Annotated in this window: 13 protein-coding genes; 2 read left to right on the plus strand and 11 right to left on the minus strand. The window is 35.0% G+C overall.

The genetic code is table 11. The annotated features are described in order from the left end of the window. The first annotated feature begins 11 nt into the window (after nt 1–11). Nucleotides 12–1,895 carry an OmpA family protein gene (locus OLM53_RS13170; RefSeq protein WP_264520682.1) on the plus strand — a complete coding sequence of 628 codons (1,884 nt, stop codon included), beginning with the start codon at nt 12–14 and terminating at the stop codon, nt 1,893–1,895. A 123-nt stretch (nt 1,896–2,018) separates the two neighbouring features. Then, on the plus strand, nt 2,019–3,632 hold the full coding sequence (pafA, locus tag OLM53_RS13175) for an alkaline phosphatase PafA (RefSeq protein WP_264520683.1): 1,614 nt from the start codon (nt 2,019–2,021) through the stop codon (nt 3,630–3,632). A 27-nt stretch (nt 3,633–3,659) separates the two neighbouring features. Here the strand turns inward: pafA and OLM53_RS13180 are convergent, their stop codons facing one another. The 11 genes from OLM53_RS13180 to OLM53_RS13230 all read right to left on the minus strand — a co-directional run bounded on the left by OLM53_RS13180 (nt 3,660) and on the right by OLM53_RS13230 (nt 20,818). Next, complete coding sequence (locus tag OLM53_RS13180) at nt 3,660–4,016, minus strand: bleomycin resistance protein (RefSeq protein ID WP_264520684.1); 357 nt, start codon at nt 4,014–4,016, stop codon at nt 3,660–3,662. A 3-nt stretch (nt 4,017–4,019) separates the two neighbouring features. Then, nucleotides 4,020–4,553 carry a DinB family protein gene (locus tag OLM53_RS13185; RefSeq protein ID WP_264520685.1) on the minus strand — a complete coding sequence of 178 codons (534 nt, stop codon included), beginning with the start codon at nt 4,551–4,553 and terminating at the stop codon, nt 4,020–4,022. 390 nt (nt 4,554–4,943) lie between these two features. Next, nucleotides 4,944–6,149 (minus strand): diaminopimelate decarboxylase, encoded by a 1,206-nt coding sequence (gene lysA, locus OLM53_RS13190; protein ID WP_264520686.1) that lies wholly within the window; start codon nt 6,147–6,149, stop codon nt 4,944–4,946. A gap of 21 nt (nt 6,150–6,170) precedes the next feature. Continuing rightward, the gene (locus OLM53_RS13195) at nt 6,171–7,559 is read right to left on the minus strand and encodes a hypothetical protein (protein WP_264520687.1); all 1,389 of its coding nucleotides are present in this window, start codon (nt 7,557–7,559) and stop codon (nt 6,171–6,173) included. A gap of 25 nt (nt 7,560–7,584) precedes the next feature. Then, complete coding sequence (locus OLM53_RS13200) at nt 7,585–9,990, minus strand: thiamine pyrophosphate-dependent enzyme (RefSeq protein ID WP_264520688.1); 2,406 nt, start codon at nt 9,988–9,990, stop codon at nt 7,585–7,587. Nucleotides 9,991–10,175: 185 nt separating this feature from the next. Beyond that, nucleotides 10,176–12,989, minus strand: coding sequence for an aminopeptidase (locus OLM53_RS13205; protein WP_264520689.1), 2,814 nt, complete (start codon nt 12,987–12,989; stop codon nt 10,176–10,178). Then, a complete protein-coding gene (locus OLM53_RS13210) occupies nt 12,986–13,873 on the minus strand; it encodes a hypothetical protein (RefSeq protein WP_264520690.1) in 888 nt (295 codons plus the stop codon). The genes OLM53_RS13205 and OLM53_RS13210 overlap by 4 nt, the downstream gene beginning before the upstream one ends. Further along, nucleotides 13,873–15,306 (minus strand): MBOAT family O-acyltransferase, encoded by a 1,434-nt coding sequence (locus OLM53_RS13215; protein ID WP_264520691.1) that lies wholly within the window; start codon nt 15,304–15,306, stop codon nt 13,873–13,875. The genes OLM53_RS13210 and OLM53_RS13215 overlap by 1 nt, the downstream gene beginning before the upstream one ends. 21 nt (nt 15,307–15,327) lie before the next feature. Next, complete coding sequence (locus OLM53_RS13220) at nt 15,328–16,050, minus strand: TIGR00730 family Rossman fold protein (RefSeq protein ID WP_264520692.1); 723 nt, start codon at nt 16,048–16,050, stop codon at nt 15,328–15,330. A 35-nt stretch (nt 16,051–16,085) separates the two neighbouring features. Continuing rightward, nucleotides 16,086–18,917, minus strand: a complete 2,832-nt coding sequence (gene uvrA, locus OLM53_RS13225; protein ID WP_264520693.1) for an excinuclease ABC subunit UvrA — start codon at nt 18,915–18,917, stop codon at nt 16,086–16,088. An 80-nt stretch (nt 18,918–18,997) separates the two neighbouring features. Further along, the gene (locus OLM53_RS13230) at nt 18,998–20,818 is read right to left on the minus strand and encodes a chloride channel protein (RefSeq protein ID WP_264520694.1); all 1,821 of its coding nucleotides are present in this window, start codon (nt 20,816–20,818) and stop codon (nt 18,998–19,000) included. Nucleotides 20,819–20,881: the final 63 nt, after the last annotated feature.

The raw sequence follows: 20,881 nt of genomic DNA on the forward strand, positions 1-20,881 counted from the left end.
AAATGAAAATGATGAAAAAATTCTACTACATACTTTTTGTTTTTTGCAGTATCACCACTCTTTTTGCCCAAAAGAAAGCTAGTGTTAAAGAAGCCAATTCTTTATTTGGAAGAAAAGCTTATGTCAAAGCTGCAGAGGCTTATGAGCAAGTGCCTCAATCGAAACAAGTGTTGCAAAATTTAGGCGATTGCTATTACTATAATTTCCAAATGAACAATGCCGTTCGGGCATATGGACAATTGTTTTTTACCTATAAAGACAGTGTTAAAAAGGAAGTGTTTTTCAGATATGCTAATGCCTTGAAAGGAACAAAAGATTTTGATAAAGGCGATGCTATCATGAGTGAATATTTAGGATACGAACAAAGCACTCCTAAATTCATGAAAAACATAACGAGAAACATACCTACTAGTTTCAAGTTGCAAATGATGTCGAAAAATAAGACCAACGGTGATTTTGGAATTTCTTTCTATGGGGATAAAGTAGTCTTTGCGTCCCTCAGAAATGCTGCTGATAAAGCATACGGATGGAACGACAGACCTTATCTTGACTTGTTTTCAGCAAAAGTAAATAGCCAAGGACAATTGACCGATGTAGAGCCTTTTTCTGATGTTATCAATACCAAGAAACACGAAAGTAACGCCACGTTTAGTGCCGATGGTAAAATCATGTATTTCAACAGAAGTGGAGAAAAGCAAGTCAAAGTTGGTAATGAGAAAGTAGCCATGATCAAAATTTACAAAGCAGAGTTTGTAAACGGAAAATGGGACAAAGTAACCATGTTGCCTTTTTCAAGCGATACCTATTCAGTTGAACATCCTTTCTTGACTAAAGATGGTAAGAAATTGTATTTTGCCAGTGATATGCCTGGTTCGTTTGAAGGCTCAATGGATATTTATGTCGTAGATGTTAATGAAGATGGAACCTACAGTCAACCCAGAAATTTAGGAGAGACAATCAATACAATCCACAGAGAACAATTTCCTTTCCTGACAGAAGATGGAACGCTCTATTTTGCATCAGATGGGCATCAAGGGAATGGAAATTTAGATGTTTTTATGAGCTTGAAAATTAGCGATACCGAATTTGATAAACCACTTAATCTTGGCTCCACTATTAATAGTGAAATGGATGATTTCAATTTCATTCTTGATGAAAAAACTCAAAAAGGCTATTTCGCCTCTAACAGAACGGGTGATGATAACTTGTATACCTTTGTTCAAGAAGAAAATAAATTGCAATATTTAGTGGAAGGAGAAGTTCGAGATGTTAAAACAACTGAACTTTTACCTGGTGCTACAGTAAAATTATTTGACGATAAAGGTAATTTGCTTGAAGAAGTTTTAGTGGGTAAAGATGGTACTTTTGATTTCAACACAGAGCCTAATAGGAAATACAAAATTATGGCTTTCAAAGATTTTTATATTCCTGCCGAAGCCGAGTTTGATACTAGCCAAAAAGGCAAAGTGTATATAGATTTACAAATGAAAGTCCAATCGTATTATGATGCCGAAGATATCATCAACAAACAAGCGGATGGAACGGTTTTGATTGAGCTTGAAAATATTTACTTCGACTTGAATAAATGGGATATTAAACCTCAAGCAGCCCAAGTTTTAAATGTGCTTTTAGGTATCCTTAAAAAATATCCATACATGGAAATCGAGATTGGTGCTCATACAGATTCACGTGCATCAGATGTTTATAATTTAAGACTGTCCAATAAAAGAGCCGCTTCTGCTTTAGAGTATTTAGTGAAAAATGGCATCGATAGAAAACGACTTCGTTCCATTGGATACGGAGAAACAAAACCGTTAATTATTTGTCCTAAAAACGATTGTACTCCAGCAGAACACGCTACCAACCGTAGATGTACTTTTATGATTTTGAAATAATTTCAGTTAGTTGTTGTTAATAAAGTTGGGATTTTTACTAAAATGCACTCTAAGAACAGAGTGCATTTTTTTTAGGCTACTATTCAGTTGAATATGTACTTTTGTAAAATATAATTACAACTCATGAATAAGTTTCTTTCCTTCGCTTTCTTATTGATTATTTCCAATCTGTCAGCACAACAACGTCCAAAATTAGTGGTGGGCATCGTGGTAGACCAAATGAAAATGGAATACCTCTACCGCTTTCAAAGTGACTTTTCAGAGAATGGTTTTAAACGATTGATGAAGGAAGGCTACACTTTTCAGAATACCCATTATAACTACATGCCCACTTATACCGCTCCTGGTCACGCGTCCATCTATACAGGAACAACACCAGCCACTCATGGAATTGTAGGGAACGAATGGTTCAGCAGAAAACTAGGCAAGGACGTTTATTGTACCGATGATGCCTCGGTGCAAACTATTGGTGATGGAACAAAAGAAGAAGGCGAAATGTCTCCTAAAAATTTACTGTCTACAACGATAACAGATGAATTGCGATTGGCCACCAACTTCAAAGGAAAAGTAATCGGAATGAGTTTAAAAGACCGTGGAGCTATTTTACCTGCCGGACATTTTGCCAATTGGGCCTTTTGGTACAGCAAAACAGGATCTTTTATATCCAGTACTTTCTACGGAACGGCTTTGCCTGATTGGGTTACCCAATTTAACAATGAAAAACACTTCATGCCTTATATCAATAAAGGTTGGGATTTACTAAAACCAAAGGAAACCTATGATGAAAGTTTACCAGATGATAATATTTATGAAGGAAAACCAAACGGTGCCAAACCTATTTTTCCGTATGATTTAAAAAGTGCTTATACCGTTAAAAATGATGCAGGTATTCTTCGATCAACTCCTTATGGAAATGATTTATTGGAGGAGTTTGCCAAAACGGCTATTGATAAAGAACAATTAGGGAAAGACAATATAACCGATTTCTTAACGGTTAGTTTTTCTTCTACAGATTACATGGGGCATATTTTAGGACCGCGTTCAATGGAGTTACAAGATACCTATTTGCGTTTAGATAATACCATTGCTGACTTCCTAGCTTATTTAGATAAAACAGTGGGCAAAGGGAATTATCTTTTATTCTTAACAGCCGATCATGCCGGAGCTGAAAATGCTAAATTCCTAAACGACAACAAATACAACGTCATCAATATAGAAACCAAAGAAATAGTAAAAGGATTAAAGAAATTCTCAACCGATACTTTTGGTGAGGATTTAGTATGGAACTATTCTAATTTCAATCTCTTTGTAGATAAAGAAAAAATCAAAATAAAAGGGCTTGAAGTTTCCAAAGTGAAACAAGCATTCAAAGACTATTTAATGACCCAAGACCAAGTAAAAAGGGTCTATTCTGAAGAAGAAATCTTAGCCAATACTGGCACTGATTATTATTTAAATTGCATTGCTAAAGGATATGATGCCACACAAGATGGTGACTTAATAATTCTAGACAAACCAGGTTACATCGAATATGGAGCAACGGGAACCTCACACGGTACACCATATAGTTATGATACTCATGTGCCTTTACTTTTCTTTGGTTGGAACATTAAACCAGGACAAACCAGCGACCGAAAAGTAATTACAGAAATAGCACCAACCATTGCTCAAAAAATAAAAGTAGCCCTTCCTAACGGAACCGAAGCCCAAGTCTTAACAGAGATTCTGGATAAATAATAAAAGGCTCTTAGGAGCCTTTTTAAGTTATAGACTTTCCCCAAAGGTCAACAAATTATGGTCGGGGTCAAGTAAAGAAAATTCCCGTTGCCCCCATGGTTTAGCTTCTAAATAGCCATTCGGATGGATTCTTATTTTATTGTCTAATAAGGTTTGGTAAAACGTTTCGATGTTATCCGTTCGGATGTAAACCTGTCCATAGTTTTCTTTCGGGTCTAACGTTTTGAATTCAAAAAAATGAATTTGGATATTGTCCTTCTCTACCATTAGATAACCCTCATAATCAGCACTGCCAAATTCATGAAAACCTAATTGATTGATATAATACTCCCGAGTAATAGCTTTATCACGCATGGGAAGCTTGGGATGAATGTTGGTAAGCATAATTTAATTATTTCTATTGGCTAAATTTCTTTTCGTTAGTTCTTGATGATGTTCAACGTGATAGGCTGTAAAATATAACATCTCTCTAAGGGTTATTTTTCCCAATAATGGATGGGGTAAAATAATAACATCTAAATCAGTTTCTGTAAAGCGAGTTATTTTCGATGTTAATTTGGGAATCATAAGGTTTAGGTTTTCAATTAGTTCCATTTTTTGACTAATAGGAATAACCTTTGGTACAAATCTACTAGTAGCTCTCCCGCCTGCTTGTAATTTATCTTGATACCGTTTTACTAATTCCTCATAAGTTTTACTAGGTCTATTAGCTTTTCCAAATAGAAACTTCAATAAAAATTTTGGAAGAACTAAAGCCTGATTAAGTGGTTTTACTGATAAATAGATATGCTCCAACTGTTGCCCAGCGGTCCACTTATCAGCATAACAATACTCAAATTCTTCCTCAGTTAAATGTGAAATGTAATCTATAAATGAATTATGATTACTATTTATTTTGGATATAATGGCTTCTTTTTCCATTGAATTAATTACATTTTAGTAAGTCTAATGTAGTGAAAAATAATATTTCATATTCTGCTCAAAACAAAACTTTCAAACAAAACTTCCCGAAATTATATAACCAAACTCCTAAATTGAATCACCAACCTCCGAAAAGCAATGGCCAAACTCCGATATTGAATCACCAACCTCCAAAAAGCAATGACCAATGTCCGAAAAGCAATGACCAATGTCCGAAATCACATGACCAGCGCCCGAAAACACATGACCTACGTCCGAAAAGCAATAACTTACCTCCGAAATTACATGACCAACCTCCGAAAACACATAACCAATGTCCGAAAAAGCTACTGCAACCTCTAAAACACTATTTGTAATCCATAAAAAATCCCACCTAAGTGGGATGGTATGCTACAAATCTATCATAATTTGATTCTGTAATAAATCATCAAGGGTTTCTCGTTCTCTTATCAAATGGCCTTTACCATCTTTCCATAAAACTTCTGCGGGTTTAAAACGCGAGTTATAATTAGAAGCCATCGAGAAGCAATAAGCCCCCGCATTTCTAAAACATAACGTGTCGCCTTCGTGAATTTCAGCAATCCTACGGTTATTAGCAAACGTATCCGTTTCACAGATGTAACCTACTATGGTGTAAAAACGCTCTTTCCCTTTAGGATTGGATATGTTTTCAATATAATGTTGCGAACCATAAAACATAGGGCGAATCAAGTGATTGAAACCACTATCAATGCCAGCAAAAACGGTCGAAGTAGTTTGTTTTACTACATTCACTTTGGCCAAAAAGAATCCAGCTTCACTCACTAAGAATTTACCAGGTTCAAATGCTAAGGTTAGTTCGCGACCATATTCTTTTTCAAAGGCCAAGAAACGCTTAGTTAGTTTTTTACCCAACTCTTCTACGTTGGTTTCGATATCGTCTTTTTTATAAGGCACTTTAAAACCGGAACCAAAATCAAGGAACTCTAAATTTTTAAATTGTTTCGCAGTATCAAACAATATTTCCGAAGCATACAAAAACACTTCGATATCTAAAATATCAGAACCAGTATGCATGTGAATACCATTGATATTCATCTTTGTATTCTCAACAATACGCAACACATGCGGAATTTGATAAATCGATATTCCAAACTTACTATCAATATGCCCCACAGAAATGTTCTCATTCCCACCCGCCATCACATGCGGATTGATACGGATGCAAACAGGAACCTTAGGATACTTAGTGCCAAAATGTTCCAAAATCGAAAGGTTATCAATATTGATTTGAACTCCCATCTTAGCGACTTCCTCAATCTCTTCAAAAGAAACTCCGTTGGGAGTAAAAATAATTTTATCTGGAGTAAAACCAGCATGCAAACCCAGCAACACTTCTTGAACAGAAACCGTATCTAATCCCGAACCTAAATTCTTAAGCAGCTTTAAAATAGAAACATTCGATAACGCTTTCATCGCATAATTAATACGCAATTTTTCAACTTTAGAAAAAGCATTGGTTAAGCGTTGGTACTGAAAAGCAATTTTATCAGCATCATAAACATATAACGGATTTCCAAAAGTCTCGGCTAAGTCAAGTAACTGTTTTGGTTGCATGGTTTCTATAATTTAGAAATTTTAATTTTTTAAAAAAGCATTTATCCTGTTGGACAATTGGGTTTTATGTTGGGTAAATAGAAGTAAAAGACAAAAAACCAAAGCCCAGCTTACTCTTGCCTGCAATCTGTCATATACATTGGCTAAGGAGCTGGTCACAATAGCATTAGTTATAATTCCAATTAGGATTGTATAAATTATAACTTGAGTTTGAACTGTATATTGACGTCCTATTTTGCTAACAAAGAAAACATAAATTAGAGCAATGACCGCAATAATCAAAAGAAAGAAAGTAATAAAATTGATTAGCGTTAAGTCTAAATTTTGTTCCCATAAGTTTGTGTTCTGTCTAGATTGTTTGTACTGATTTAATTCAAACGGAAAATATTTTGCAACGGCTTGGTAAGGAGGACTTGTAGGGTCTGAATACCAATTTGATATCACTCCCGAACCCACCTCGTTTTGAAAAAGTTGCGTTAGTGAGGAGCAAAAATCATTATATAAAAAAAGCGATAAGTGCTTTGGACTAGTAACAATATCAACTAGAATTTCATTATAACTAGCTTCTGAATTTTGCCAATCGCCATTTTTTTGTAACGGACTATTAGTATCCCAAAGTAAATTTCTGCTCGTTTCAGGTAATGTGTTTTTGCAATCACATAAGGTATAATTTTTAGTAGCACAATTGTCATCAAGAAACGATTTTAAAACGCCACTGTCTAGCATTTTCCCCATTAAAAACACATGACTGTTTTGACTTAATTTAAAAGTACTTCCCACCATAAAATTAGTCATTGATCCCACTGCAATGGCTAGTATAGTTACTAAAACAGGAAGCCTAAAGGAAACTTCTTTTTTCGCATTGGGAATACCATTTCTTCTGGTTATTATAAATAGTATAATGATGGTTAGTATCGCTATAAGATAATTGGAGAAGTGCGTATTCATGGCAAAAATCAATAGTATACTAAAAAAGATAGTTTGTAGTCGGCTATGATTTTTCTTGAAAAGAAGAAGTGCTAAAGTACAAAGAGTGACTATTGTAAATATGTCGGGCATGATTTGACTTGTATACCATCCTAAACCTGTAAACCATGACATAAGAGCCATCGAAAGGATAAAAAACCATTTGGGTATTGATGGTTTTGTTGCCAGTTTAAAAACGTGCCAAAGCACATAAAAAACAATAAAAGATTGCATGAAAATGACAAGCCACAACGAAAAATTCAAACTAAATAAATGAACAAAAAGCCCATACATTGTAGGCCTGTCCTTTGGGATTGTTAATTCCATTCCATTGAAAAGATAGGAACCTGTGTCAGAATAGACTAATGGATATCCATTGTAAAATGCTGGAATAAGCAAAGTAAAAGTGCCTATGATATAAAAGAAAACTTTTTTAAGTTGCATAGAGTTGATTTATAGATGGAAAATCTTAGTACAAACTAGGAAATTGTGTTGGTTTAGCTTCGTGCATGATGGCATATACTTTTTCAAAAACATCTTCTGCCGAAGGTTTTGAGAAATAATCACCATCGGTTCCATAAGCAGGTCTATGCGCTTTAGAAGTTAAGGTTTGTGGTTGACTATCTAGATATTGATATCCATTTTGTTCGTCTATAATTTGTTGCAAAAGATAAGCACTAGCTCCACCCGGTACATCTTCATCTATCACCAATAAACGATTCGTTTTCATAATAGATTTAACACAGTCCTTATTGATATCGAACGGCAACAACGATTGAGCATCAATGATTTCAACATCGATACCTACTTCTTGTAGGTCTTTTGCAGCTTGTTCTATTATTCGTAGTGTTGAACCATAAGAAACAATCGTTATATCGCTTCCAGTTTTAATGGTTTCTACAACACCAATAGGGGTTTTAAATTCACCCAAGTTGGTTGGCATTTTTTCTTTTAAACGATATCCGTTCAAACATTCTATTACTAAAGCAGGCTCGTCAGTTTGAAGCAAAGTGTTGTAAAAACCTGCGGCTTTAGTCATATTTCTTGGCACTAATACATGAATCCCGCGAATAGCATTGATAATCATTCCCATTGGGGAACCTGAATGCCAAATACCTTCTAGTCTATGTCCACGAGTTCTTATGATTAAAGGTGCTTTTTGACGACCTTGTGTTCTGTATTGTAGCGTTGCCAAATCGTCACTCATGATTTGAATGGCATATAACAAATAATCTAAATATTGAATTTCTGCAATCGGACGTAAACCGCGCATGGCTAATCCAATTCCTTGTCCTAGTATAGTTGCTTCACGAATGCCAACATCCGCCACACGAAGTTCTCCGTATTTCTCTTGCATGCCTTCTAAACCTTGATTCACATCTCCAATATTCCCTGCATCTTCACCAAAAACTAATGCTTCAGGATATTTTGAAAAGATAGCATCAAAGTTATCACGCAATACTAAACGCGCATCTACTTCTTCAGCCTTGTCATCATAAGTTGGTGCAGTTTCGGTAGCTTTTAAAACATTTTTATCGGATTGTGAAAATAAATGAGAGCTAAATTTTGGTTGGATTTTATGGGTGTAATTGGTTATCCAAGTAGCTAATTCTTGTTGTCCATTTTCATTGACAACCCATCTCAAAACTTTACGAGCAACGGTTATAATTTCTTTACGGATGGGTTCTTTGATGGAGGCCAAATCTGCTGCTTCTTTTTCGATAAAAGCTTTTTTAGTACTAGATGCTGCAATCGAATTCAATACCGAAATTAATTCCAGTTGTTCTTCTTTCATCGGAGCAACAAAAGCAGTCCAAGCGGATTTCTTACCCTCTAAAACTTCTTTTTTAGAATTGCTTTCAATGGTTTCTAATTCTTCAGCTGTAGCCAAATCATTGGTAAGTAACCACGTTCTCATTTGAGCCACACAATCAAATTTGGTTTCCCAAGCTAAACGTTCCTCATTTTTATAACGTTCGTGTGAACCCGAAGTTGAGTGACCTTGAGGTTGAGTTAATTCTTGTACGTGAATTAAAACGGGAACATGTTCCTCACGGGCAATCTCTGCGGCTTTTTCATAAGTAGCGACTAAGGTTGGATAATCCCAACCTTTTACGGTTAAGATTTCGTAGCCATTTCCATTTTCATCCCGTTGAAATCCTTTGAGAATTTCAGAAATACTTTCTTTAGTAGTTTGATGTCTGGCATGAACAGAAATTCCGTATTCGTCATCCCAAACGCTGATTACCATTGGTACTTGCAAAACACCAGCAGCATTGATGGTTTCAAAAAATAATCCTTCCGAAGTAGAAGCATTCCCAATTGTTCCCCAAGCTACTTCATTCCCTTGATTAGAAAAGTTAGAAAACCCCTCCAAACCTCGAACATTTCTATAGATTTTTGAAGCTTGTGCCAATCCTAATAATCGCGGCATTTGTCCAGCAGTAGGAGAGATGTCGGCACTAGAGTTTTTTTGTTGCGTTAGGTTTTTCCAATTCCCATTTTCATCAATGGAATGGGTGGTAAAATGTCCTCCCATTTGTCTTCCTGCACTCATTGGGTCATGCGCCAAATCGGTGTGACCATATAATCCAGCAAAGAATTGTTGAATAGATAAATGACCAATAGCCATCATGAACGTCTGGTCACGATAGTATCCGGAACGGAAGTCTCCATTTTGAAATGCCTTTGCCATAGCCAATTGAGGCACTTCTTTTCCATCACCAAATATTCCGAATTTAGCTTTTCCTGTTAGTACTTCCTTTCGTCCAAGGAGACTACATTCTCTGCTTATAGTGGCAATTTTATAATCATTTAAAACTTCTTGTTTAAAGTCTTCAAAGGTGATTTCGGTTTTGGATGTAGTTTCAGACATAGGAATAATATTTCATGAAGAAACAAATTTAAATAAAAAGTAGTAACAAATTCTATTCTCAACTGAAAATATAGATTTAACTATCTGTAATTTATTTGTTTTTATAAGAGGTAATAATGAAAGATATTCAATAAAAATTAAAATATCTAAACAAATCTTTAAAGTAAAGTAAATTTAACTTTGGTTTAAAACCATTTTCGAGTAAAAAGATTGATGAGGGTTTCAGGTCTGAAAGTGATAATAAATCTAATTTTTTCGCCATAGTTCTTGTCTCCAATTTCCCAACCATTATTAGAATAAACTGGAAAAAATAATTCAAAATAATCGGTAACCAAGTTCAAGCGGATACCACTATCATAGACAAATTTAGGCGCACTATCTTTATTTTTTATAAAACCAATATCACCATAGCCATCAATCCAACCCCATATCGTATAATTAGCATTCGTCGTTACCATCCATTGGTTCGCGGTTCTGGTTTCTAGTTTGGATTTGAAAAAACCATCTGAAACAATCGATTGTTGACTATAGATTCCCTTAGTTTCCGAACGACCCAAATAATCACTTTCAAAAAGATAATCGGAAGGCCTGTCTAAACCAAAATCAAAGTAATTGGAAGTGGTTTTATTATGCAAAAAAGTCCCAGCAAAGAATCTAAGGTTTATAGAACGATTGTTGTCAAAAAGTTTTCGGTATTGCACTTCAGTAGCCAATTTTCCAAAATAAGTTGAATATTGAAAGTCTCCTAAAAAAGAAAAATGTTTCGTTACCTCTGTTTTAGAATTGTTGTATTTGACATTAAAAACTTGATAGTTTTCGCTATTTTCACTAACGGTAAAGGCTGTTGCTTGTTTGTCTACAATGACTTCTTTTATACTTAAAGCTTGTTTTCTGTTGTCTCTAAAATCATCGGGTCTAAAGAATAAAGTTACCGTTGGAGCTAATTTGGTATAATAGGCATCTGGCGCGTAATGTAAATAGTGGCCTGTTAGTGAGTACCGAATATTATACAAATTACTATCTCTATTGTATTGATTGATATACATAAATCCTTTTCCAGATAAATTTTGTGTTTTGGTTGAAATCGTTGGATTGAGATCAAAAATAAAAGGTTTGTCTAAAATGGTTCTGTTGTGAAAACGCAAACCAGGTAAAAAACCATCATATAAATTATATTCTAAAGTGGGAACATATAAGATTTGATTGTAATAAGGATCTTCCAAATCTTTCATAAAGTTGAATTTTATCGGACGATTATTTAAGCGAAAACCATGTAAGGAACGCCAATTGTTTCTCAAATTAAATTCGGGAACTTCATTTTTGTAATTGATTACAATTTTATCGGCATTATTTCTTGGAATAGAATAAATACTGTCGGTAGCGATAGTGTCAAACCATTTTTTATAAACAATTTCTTTTCCTTTGATGCCATAAATAGAAATGGGAACATTGGTAGATGTTTTGTTTTTTAATGAAAATCGAATGCTATCTTTAGTACGTGTAACTTGGTCAAACTTATAATCAATGATATCTCGAGAATCAATAATTTTATCAAAAAACCAATTGATTTTTTTGGGAGAATTAGTAGTCAAAAGATTTTCAAAATCCTTGCGATTCGTTTGCTGATTTTTATTCATCTCCAAGAATTGTTGAATGCTATTTTGAACTACATGGTTTTGTAAATAGCTGTCTAGGTATCTTAAACTCAATCCAGCTCTGTATTTGGAAGCAATTTTTTCATTGAATTTTATCAAAGTATTTTTCGGATTTCCCAAAGGTTGGTCTAAGTTTTTACGTGCCATCAGCATATACAAATAACTGTATTGTCCATTAAAATCGAGGGAAACTAAATTATAGCCTCTTAGCAATCTTAGCTTGGCAACACCGCCCATCATTTTAGTATCAGGATGAAACTCTTCAATATATTTCATCATAATATAGACTTGAATTCCGTCATAAATCCAATTGTCTTTTCTAGGATCAAGTTGTAACGTATTGTGAAGATAATTATTCAAATACGTTTTTAAAAACTTGATTTCATACATAAACTCATCGGGGAACGGGCTAATAAAAAAGGGTAATTGGTTCAAACCGTAAAACGGATTTCTATCATAATCTGCTTGCGCTACAGTTACCTTTCCGTGTTGGAATTTGCCCAAGTTTTCGTTGACATAACTCACGATTCTATCAACCACAAGAGCTCTTTGAATTTCGTTTAAACGGTTGTCTTTTAGGTTGGAAACAATTTCTATATCACCGTTTTTATAAATTTCAAAGTCCTTTTTATCATCTAGGAAGAGTGTAAAATCCAATCTTTTTTCTCCAGTAAGATGATAGTTATTGGAACCAGTATTAGATTCTTTTTGTACTTCATTTAAATCAGAATGCAAGTTAAAATTTTGAGGGACATTGATTTCAATATCATAATCGGAAAGGGCATTAGCACAATCGTCCAAATTTAAATTGTCATATTTAACAAAGCCATGATTGTCATACCGTGCAGGAACCAGAAAGCAATTCTTCAAATAGAACTGACCATTGTCACTGTATCCATATTTGGTAAATTTATCATTCGGAATTTTCACTTTATAACTTAAAACAATCGTTATTTTTTGATTTGGCAATAACTTTTCTTTTAACCGAATTTGAATAACATCAGGATGGTTCTCATCTCTTTCCCAAGTATAGGCTGATTGGGTTTCATCAACAATAGCAATATCACTTGTTCTGCCACGTTCTTTTTCTTTGGCTAAATGAAATCCTCTTTCAAATTCATCTGAAAATCGTGCTGCCAAAGGCGTGTTTTTGGAACTGTATCCATTCATCCAATCATTTAAAACAATGTTGGTCAATGTATCATTAGTTTGGTTGAAAAAGGTCAGTTGCTGATTTACAGTCAAGACTTTTTTATCATGGTCTATAGCAACAACTAATTTGGATTTGTGTTGTGCTGACAAGGTTTGATTGAGAATCAGAAAAATAAAAAGGAGCTTTTTCAAGGGTTGAATTTGTTATGGATAAAATCGTTTAATATAAGGTTGGTAAATAGCGTAGCGCCTTCTACATTCATGTGCCCACAGGATGAAAAATACTTGTCTTCCGTTACTTTGTTCTCGTAATTATACACTTCAGGATACACTGACTTTATGCTGTTAAAATAAGCGTCTGAATCACATTCTTGACACATTGGGGTACTAATGGCAATCAGATGAATCTTGTTTTTTTGGCAAATGGACTTTATTTCTTCGTAAGCTATATTTCTTTTTGGCGCATAATCTGAAAGGTCGTAACTCATATTTTTCCCTTCGCCTCTTAACGGGAAATACCCAAAGTTATCTAAAGCATTTGATTTTTTACCTACCAATGAAAAAAACATTTCTCGGAATCCAATTTTGGTGTCATTCTCAATGTATCTGTAAAACGGAATATAAAGCAGTTTGTTGTATCCTTTGATGGTTTTGTAATGGTTTCGAATGGTTGACGAACAATGTAAATAAGGCATATACATAGCTCTGACACCATCAGAATGAGCATTGCTATTGAGATTCAAATCAACATCTAAAATGATGTTTTTGATTTTATAATTTCGTTCTAACATTAGTTTTAAAAGCAAAGCCGTTTCCTCTAATTTGGAACCACTCATACCAAAATTATATGCTTTAATTCCTTTTTCGTTGAAGAGTTTAGCTACCATGTGATTTTGCGTTCTCGAAGAACCTAGAAAGACTACATCAAAACTTTTATTTTTTGAATTGATAACGTATTCTATTTTATTTCTTTTAGCACTTCTCAAATAAATAGCAGTATACACAACATCTAACACAGCAGCAGAAAGCACTATGACCAGTATAATTTTTGTTATAAATACTAAAAACTTTTTCATCAGAATTGGAAATAAATAAAGTTCTTGTAATCCGTAAAAATCCCTAATGCTATAATTGCTATGATGCTTAAACTTACTTTCAACCAAGAATATTTTCCTGAGAGCGGTTCTATTTTATAACGATTATTCCATTCTACCATGACGAAAAATAAAAGCATAAATACAAGTTCATAACTATAACGTTCTAAGTTGAAATACTGTGAAGAAAAGTGTAAATCCGTAACCATACGTTTGATGTACGCTAGCGCATCGTGAATGGTTTTGGCTCTGAAAAATATCCAAGCGAGGCAAGTTATAATAAATGTCATCAAGATATTCAAAACTATTTTCAAGGAACTCCAATTGAAAGAAAGCGAAAAAGCATCTATATTATTCCGATTTTTGTTTAATACTAACAACGGAATAAAATACAACGCATTAATAAATCCCCATGCGATGAAGGTCCAGCTGGCTCCATGCCAAAAACCACTAACCAAGAAAATGATAAAAGTGTTTCTGATTTTCATCCACTTAGAGCCTTTACTTCCTCCTAAAGGAATGTACAAATAATCCCGAAACCAAGTCGTTAAGGAAATATGCCATTTGCGCCAGAATTCGGCAATATCTCTAGAAAAATAGGGGAAATCAAAGTTTTTCAGTAAGTCAATTCCAAACAATTTTGAAGTTCCTAAAGCGATATCGGAGTAACCCGAAAAGTCACCATAAATCTGGAAAGCAAAATACACAGCACCCAACATCAGCGAAAGCGAATTCATCGAATTATAATGATCAAATACAGCATTAGCATACATAGCACAAGTATCGGCAATCACTACTTTTTTAACTAATCCCCAAATGATTTGATAGACGCCTTCCTTAGCTTTTTCAAAGTTGAATTCTCTTTTGACTTTTAATTGTGGTAACAAATGTGTCGCTCTTTCAATTGGACCCGCGACAAGCAATGGGAAATAGCTCACGAAAAGCGAATAATCAATAATATTACGTTCGGCTTTAATCCTTTTAAAATAAATATCGATGATATAGGACAACCCGTGAAAGGTGTAAAACGAAATCCCAACAGGAAGTACCAGTTTTAGTAACAATGGACTCAAATGTAATCCAAAGCTGTTTGCTAAATCGGTGAAGGAATTAACAAAGAAATCGTAGTATTTAAAAAGACCAAGAAAACTAAGATTCAACGCAACGGCAAACCAAAGCCACATTTTTCGGGAAAAAGCTGAAACACAGCTTTCAATTTTTAATGCAGTAAAATAAACCAATAACGTTGAAAAAAGGAGTAAGAATAAAAATCGCCAATCCCAACAAGAATAAAAATAATAACTGCTCGCAATTAAAATAAAATTTTGAGAAGCCTTGGATTTATTGGGAATGAACCAATAGGCCAAAAACACCACAGGCAAAAAATACGCAAATTGTAGTGAGTTAAAAAACATATTGGTATACTGATTTTGGTTCTAAAAGTTCGGACTCAAATTGTATTTTTTATAGAAATTATCTAAAGCTTCTACTACTTCATCTTCGGTATCTACAATTTTGATGAGGTTCATATCCTCCATATGAACTGTTTTTTCTTTCTCAATTAAAACCGTTTTTATCCAGTCGATTAAACCTGACCAAAAATCGGTACCAACAAGAATTATCGGGAATTTCCCAATCTTTTTTGTTTGGATTAAAGTAACCGCTTCGAATAATTCGTCCAAAGTTCCAAAACCTCCAGGCATCACAACAAATCCTTGAGAATATTTAACAAACATCACTTTACGAACAAAGAAATAATCAAAATTTAGGTTTTTATCTTTGTCAATAAAAGGATTGAAATGTTGCTCAAAGGGCAATTCGATATTCAGTCCAACCGAAGTTCCGCCACCATTATGTGCGCCTTTGTTTCCAGCTTCCATAATTCCGGGACCACCGCCAGTAATCACACCATAACCCGCTTTACTGATTTTATAAGCAATTTTTTCAGCCAATAGATAATATCGGTCGTCTGGTTTTGTTCTAGCCGAACCAAAAATAGAAACGCAAGGACCAATACGGGCCATAGTTTCATATCCGTTTACAAACTCCGACATGATTTTAAAAATCGCCCAAGAGTCGTTAGTTCTTATTTCATTCCATGGCTTTTGTTTTAATTTGTCATGGATTTTATCATCTTCATTTAGAAATTCTTCTTTCATGTATATTTTTAATTTTTAATATTTACGCAAACGCGCTAAAGTAATTCTTTTTTCAAAAACTGCGCCGTGTAGCTTTTTTTATTTTTAACTAGCTCTTCTGGAGTTCCTTTGGCTACTACTTCGCCACCGCCTTTTCCACCTTCAGGCCCGATGTCAATAATATAGTCGGCAAGTTTGATTACGTCCATATTGTGTTCGATAATCAAAATGGAATTCCCTTTGTCAACCAATTTATTAATGACATCCATCAAAACTCGAATATCTTCAAAATGCAAACCTGTAGTAGGTTCGTCCATGATATAGAAAGTGTTTCCAGTATCTTTTTTAGACAATTCGGTTGCCAATTTAATTCGCTGAGCTTCACCGCCCGAAAGCGTGGTGCTTTGTTGTCCTAAAGTAATATATCCCAAACCAACATCTTGAATTGTTTTTACTTTGCGATAGATTTTCGGAATGTTTTCAAAAAAGGGTACGGCTTCATCCACTGTCATGTTCAACACATCCGAAATGGATTTTCCTTTGTATCGAATTTCCAAAGTTTCTCGGTTAAAACGCTTTCCTTGACAAGTTTCACATTCCACATAAACATCAGGAAGAAAACTCATCTCAATCGTTCTTACTCCCGAACCTTCACAGGTTTCACATCTTCCACCAGAAACATTAAAACTAAATCGTCCCGCTTTATACCCGCGAATCATAGCTTCTGGCGTTTGCGTATACAAACTTCGAATTTCTGAAAACACATCAGTGTAAGTTGCAGGATTACTTCTTGGAGTTCTTCCAATTGGACTTTGATCAATATCAATCACTTTGTCGATATGTTCTAAGCCTTCAATTTTCTTATAAGGTTGTGGTTTTTTGACTCCGTTGAAATAATAAGCATTCAAAATCGGATACAAGGTTTCGTTTATCAAAGTAGATTTTCCACTTCCTGAAACCCCTGTTACGCATATTAGTTTTCCTAAAGGCAATTCGATAGAAACATTTTTCAAGTTGTTTCCTGTTGCTCCAGTTAATTTTAGGAATTTGCCATTGCCTTCACGACGTTTTTTGGGAACTTCAATTTTCATTTCACCATTCAAGTACATCGCTGTCATCGTATGTTCTTTGTGCAATTCGGCAGGAGTTCCTTTACTGATGATTTCGCCACCAAATTTTCCGGCTTTTGGGCCAATGTCAATCACATAATCGGCACGTTCAATCATGTCTTTGTCGTGCTCCACCACTAAAACAGAATTTCCGATATCACGCAATTGCTCTAAAGAATGAATTAGTTTTTCGTTGTCTCTTTGGTGCAAACCAATGCTCGGTTCATCCAAAATATAAAGTACTCCAACGAGTTGTGAACCAATTTGAGTCGCCAAACGAATACGCTGTGCTTCACCACCAGAAAGTGATTTAGAACTTCGGTTTATCGATAAATAATTCAAGCCAACATTTACCAAAAAGCGTAAACGATCTTTGATTTCTTTGACGATTTCAGTGGCTATTATTTTTTGTTTTTCATTTAAATGATGCTCTAAATCATCAAACCAAACCGATAAATCGGAAATATCCATAGTCGACAAATCGAAAATGTTTTTATCGTTGATTCGGAAATACATTGCTTCTTGTTTCAAACGAGAGCCGTGGCATTCTGGACATTGAACTTCATCCATGAATTCCTTTGCCCAACGTTTGATGGAAGTCGAGCCAATTTCGTCGTATTGATTTTTGATGAAATGCGATATGCCTTCAAACTCAATTTTATATTCTTTGGTAATGCCTAAGGTTTTAGATTCTACTGAGAATTTCTCTTTGCCACCGTGCAAAATAACCTGCATCGCTTCTTCTGGAATGGTTTCAATGGCATCAGTAATTTTAAAACCAAATTTTTCTCCAATGATTTCTAATTGCTTGAAAATCCAGGAGCTTTTATATTCGCCAAGAGGAGCAAAACCACCACTTTTAATAGATAGTTTCGGATTTGGAATAATCTTTTTTAGATTGATTTCGTGTACCGTTCCTAAACCTTTACAAGTTTCACATGCTCCTTTTGGAGAGTTGAAAGAGAACAAATTCGGCTCCGGATTTTGATACGATATTCCCGAAGTTGGGCACATCAAATTTCTACTAAAATAACGCACTTCATTAGTGTCTTGGTCTAGAATCATCAAGACATTTTCGCCGTGATACATGGCTGTTTTAATACTTTCGGATAATCGTTTCTCGTTTTCTTCGTTATTTTCAATCACCATTCTGTCGATGACAATTTCTATATCATGCGTTTTGTAACGGTCTAGTTTCATTCCGGGAAGCAAGTCTTGTACTTCACCATTTACTCTTACTTTTAGAAAACCTTGTTTGGTAATTTGCTGGAATAATTCGGCATAGTGTCCTTTACGAGCTCGAATGATTGGCGCTAGAATATTGATGCGTTTTCCAGTAAAGTTTTGTACAATCAATTCCTTGATTTGCTCATCCGAATAGGAAACCATTTTCTCACCAGTCACATAACTGAAAGCTTCACCACCACGAGCATATAATAAACGCAGGAAATCATAAATCTCAGTAATAGTTCCCACTGTAGAACGTGGACTTTTACTAGTCGTTTTTTGCTCAATAGCAATGACAGGGGATAAGCCATCAATTTTATCTACATCAGGTCGTTCTAATCCACCAAGGAATTGACGCGCATACGCAGAGAACGTTTCGATGTATCTACGTTGTCCTTCGGCATAAATCGTATCGAAAGCCAACGATGATTTCCCCGAACCCGAAAGCCCGGTGATTACCACCAGTTTTTCTCTGGGAATAGTGATATCAATATTCTTCAGATTATGAACTCGAGCACCGAGTACTTCAATCGTGTTTTCCGTATCTAGCATAGCATTTTTTGCAAAGCGCAAAGATACTATTTTACTAAGAATTTTTAGGTAGACAGTTAAGAAGTTATTGTTAAAAGATATTACTCAATAATCATTTCTTTCAATCGGAGACGGTAGTTTTCTAGGATGTCTATTTTAGAAAGAAAGCCATAGTATTTTCCTTTTTGTACAACAGGTAGAATCCTGCTGTTCGAGGTTTCGAATTGCTTCATTACTTTTTCTACTTTATCATCGAGTAAAATGATGCCATCGGGTTGGCTAATGATTTCGCTAATCGACATGAATTTTACACGAAACGGATTAAAAATAATGGCTTTAGTTGTTTCAAAATCCACAATACCTATTAGGTTTTTATCGGCATCAATAATGGGAATGATTTTTTGTTCGGTTGTTGAGAATATTTCTACCACATTTTCAACAGCGTTTTCGATGGTTAGCGTTTTAAAGTTTTGATGTACTAATTTGGAAATATCAATGCTTTGTAAAATGTTTTTGTCTTTATCGCTGGTAAATACTTCTCCTTTAGCAGCAAGAGCTTTCACATCCATTGAATGTTTTTCAAATTGTTTGGAAACCGCATAACTCACAGAGGATACAATCATCAAAGGTACCATCAAATCATAACCACCCGTAATTTCTCCGATAAGGAATATAGCGGTTAACGGAGCATGAAATAAGCCACTCAAAATGCCAGCCATCCCAACAATAGTAAAATTGGCAATCGGAAGATGGTGGGTGATGTTTAACAAGTTTACTGTTTTGGCCACAAAGAAACCAAGATAAGAACCCACAAAAAGGGAAGGAGCAAAGTTGCCGCCATTACCACCACTGCCTAAAGTTAGTCCAGTAGCAAAGGCTTTTAGCATCATCGTTACGCCAACAAATGCTAGTAAAACCCACTCGCTACTTTTAAAAGGTTCAAGCATGGTATTGTTCAATAAAATACTTGGATTTTTAGAGGCTAACGTTTTAATGCTTTCATATCCTTCACCAAAAAGGGTTGGAAAAAAGAAAATCAAAACCGCCAATATGGAGGCGCCAAATAAGGCTCTACGATACCCTTTATTTTTAAAAGTGCCAAAGAACTTCTCTATTCTTTGAAAGTTTCGAGCATGGTATATTGAAGCAAATCCTGCTAATAGTCCCAATAAAATATAAAACGGCGTATTGTGATAATCGAATTTTAAAGTCTGCTCAAAGTTTAAAATCACATCGTGATTAAGCGATACTGTAGAAATCAAAGCACCAGTAGCTGCCGAAATGATAATAGGGATAAATGCAGAAATAGAAACATCAGTCAAGACCACCTCAATGGCAAATAAGACTCCCGCAATAGGGGCGTTAAATGCGGCTCCAATTCCAGCTGCAACACCACAAGCTAGAAGCAAAATTCTATCTTTTTGTGACAGATGATATTTCTGTGCAAAATTAGAACCAATGGCTGCACCAGTTATTACAATTGGGCTCTCTAATCCAGCTGAACCACCTAGACCTACAGTTAAGGAGCTGGTTATGATTTGCGCATACATTTGTTTTTTAGGAACAATACCGCCTTTTCGGGCAACGGCATATAAGATTCTGGAACTTCCTTTTTCTAAGTTATTGTTTAGGAAATTCCGAATCACAAAAACCGTGAGTAAAATACCGGCAACGGGTAACAAACTGTTGATATACGGCAGTTTTAAAAACCCATTGATATCATTGGCCCAAAGAAAAATATTGTGAGCAAAACTTTTAAGAATAATTACGGCAAAAGAACAAGTTATCGCCACAGCTACACTGGCCAAGTAAATGAAATTCCGTTCACTTACTTTATCCTTCAGAAGGAAAATTAGATTTTCGGCTCTTCTGAAAATACTTCTAAAAATGATTTTAAAATGAGAAGCTTTTGTCGTCGACATTTATTCAAATCTTTTGAAATGCTAAAATACTTCTTAAAAAGAGTATTTCATAAAAATTCAAAG

Source organism: Flavobacterium sp. N1994, from assembly GCF_025947145.1.
In the GTDB taxonomy this organism is placed as follows: domain Bacteria; phylum Bacteroidota; class Bacteroidia; order Flavobacteriales; family Flavobacteriaceae; genus Flavobacterium.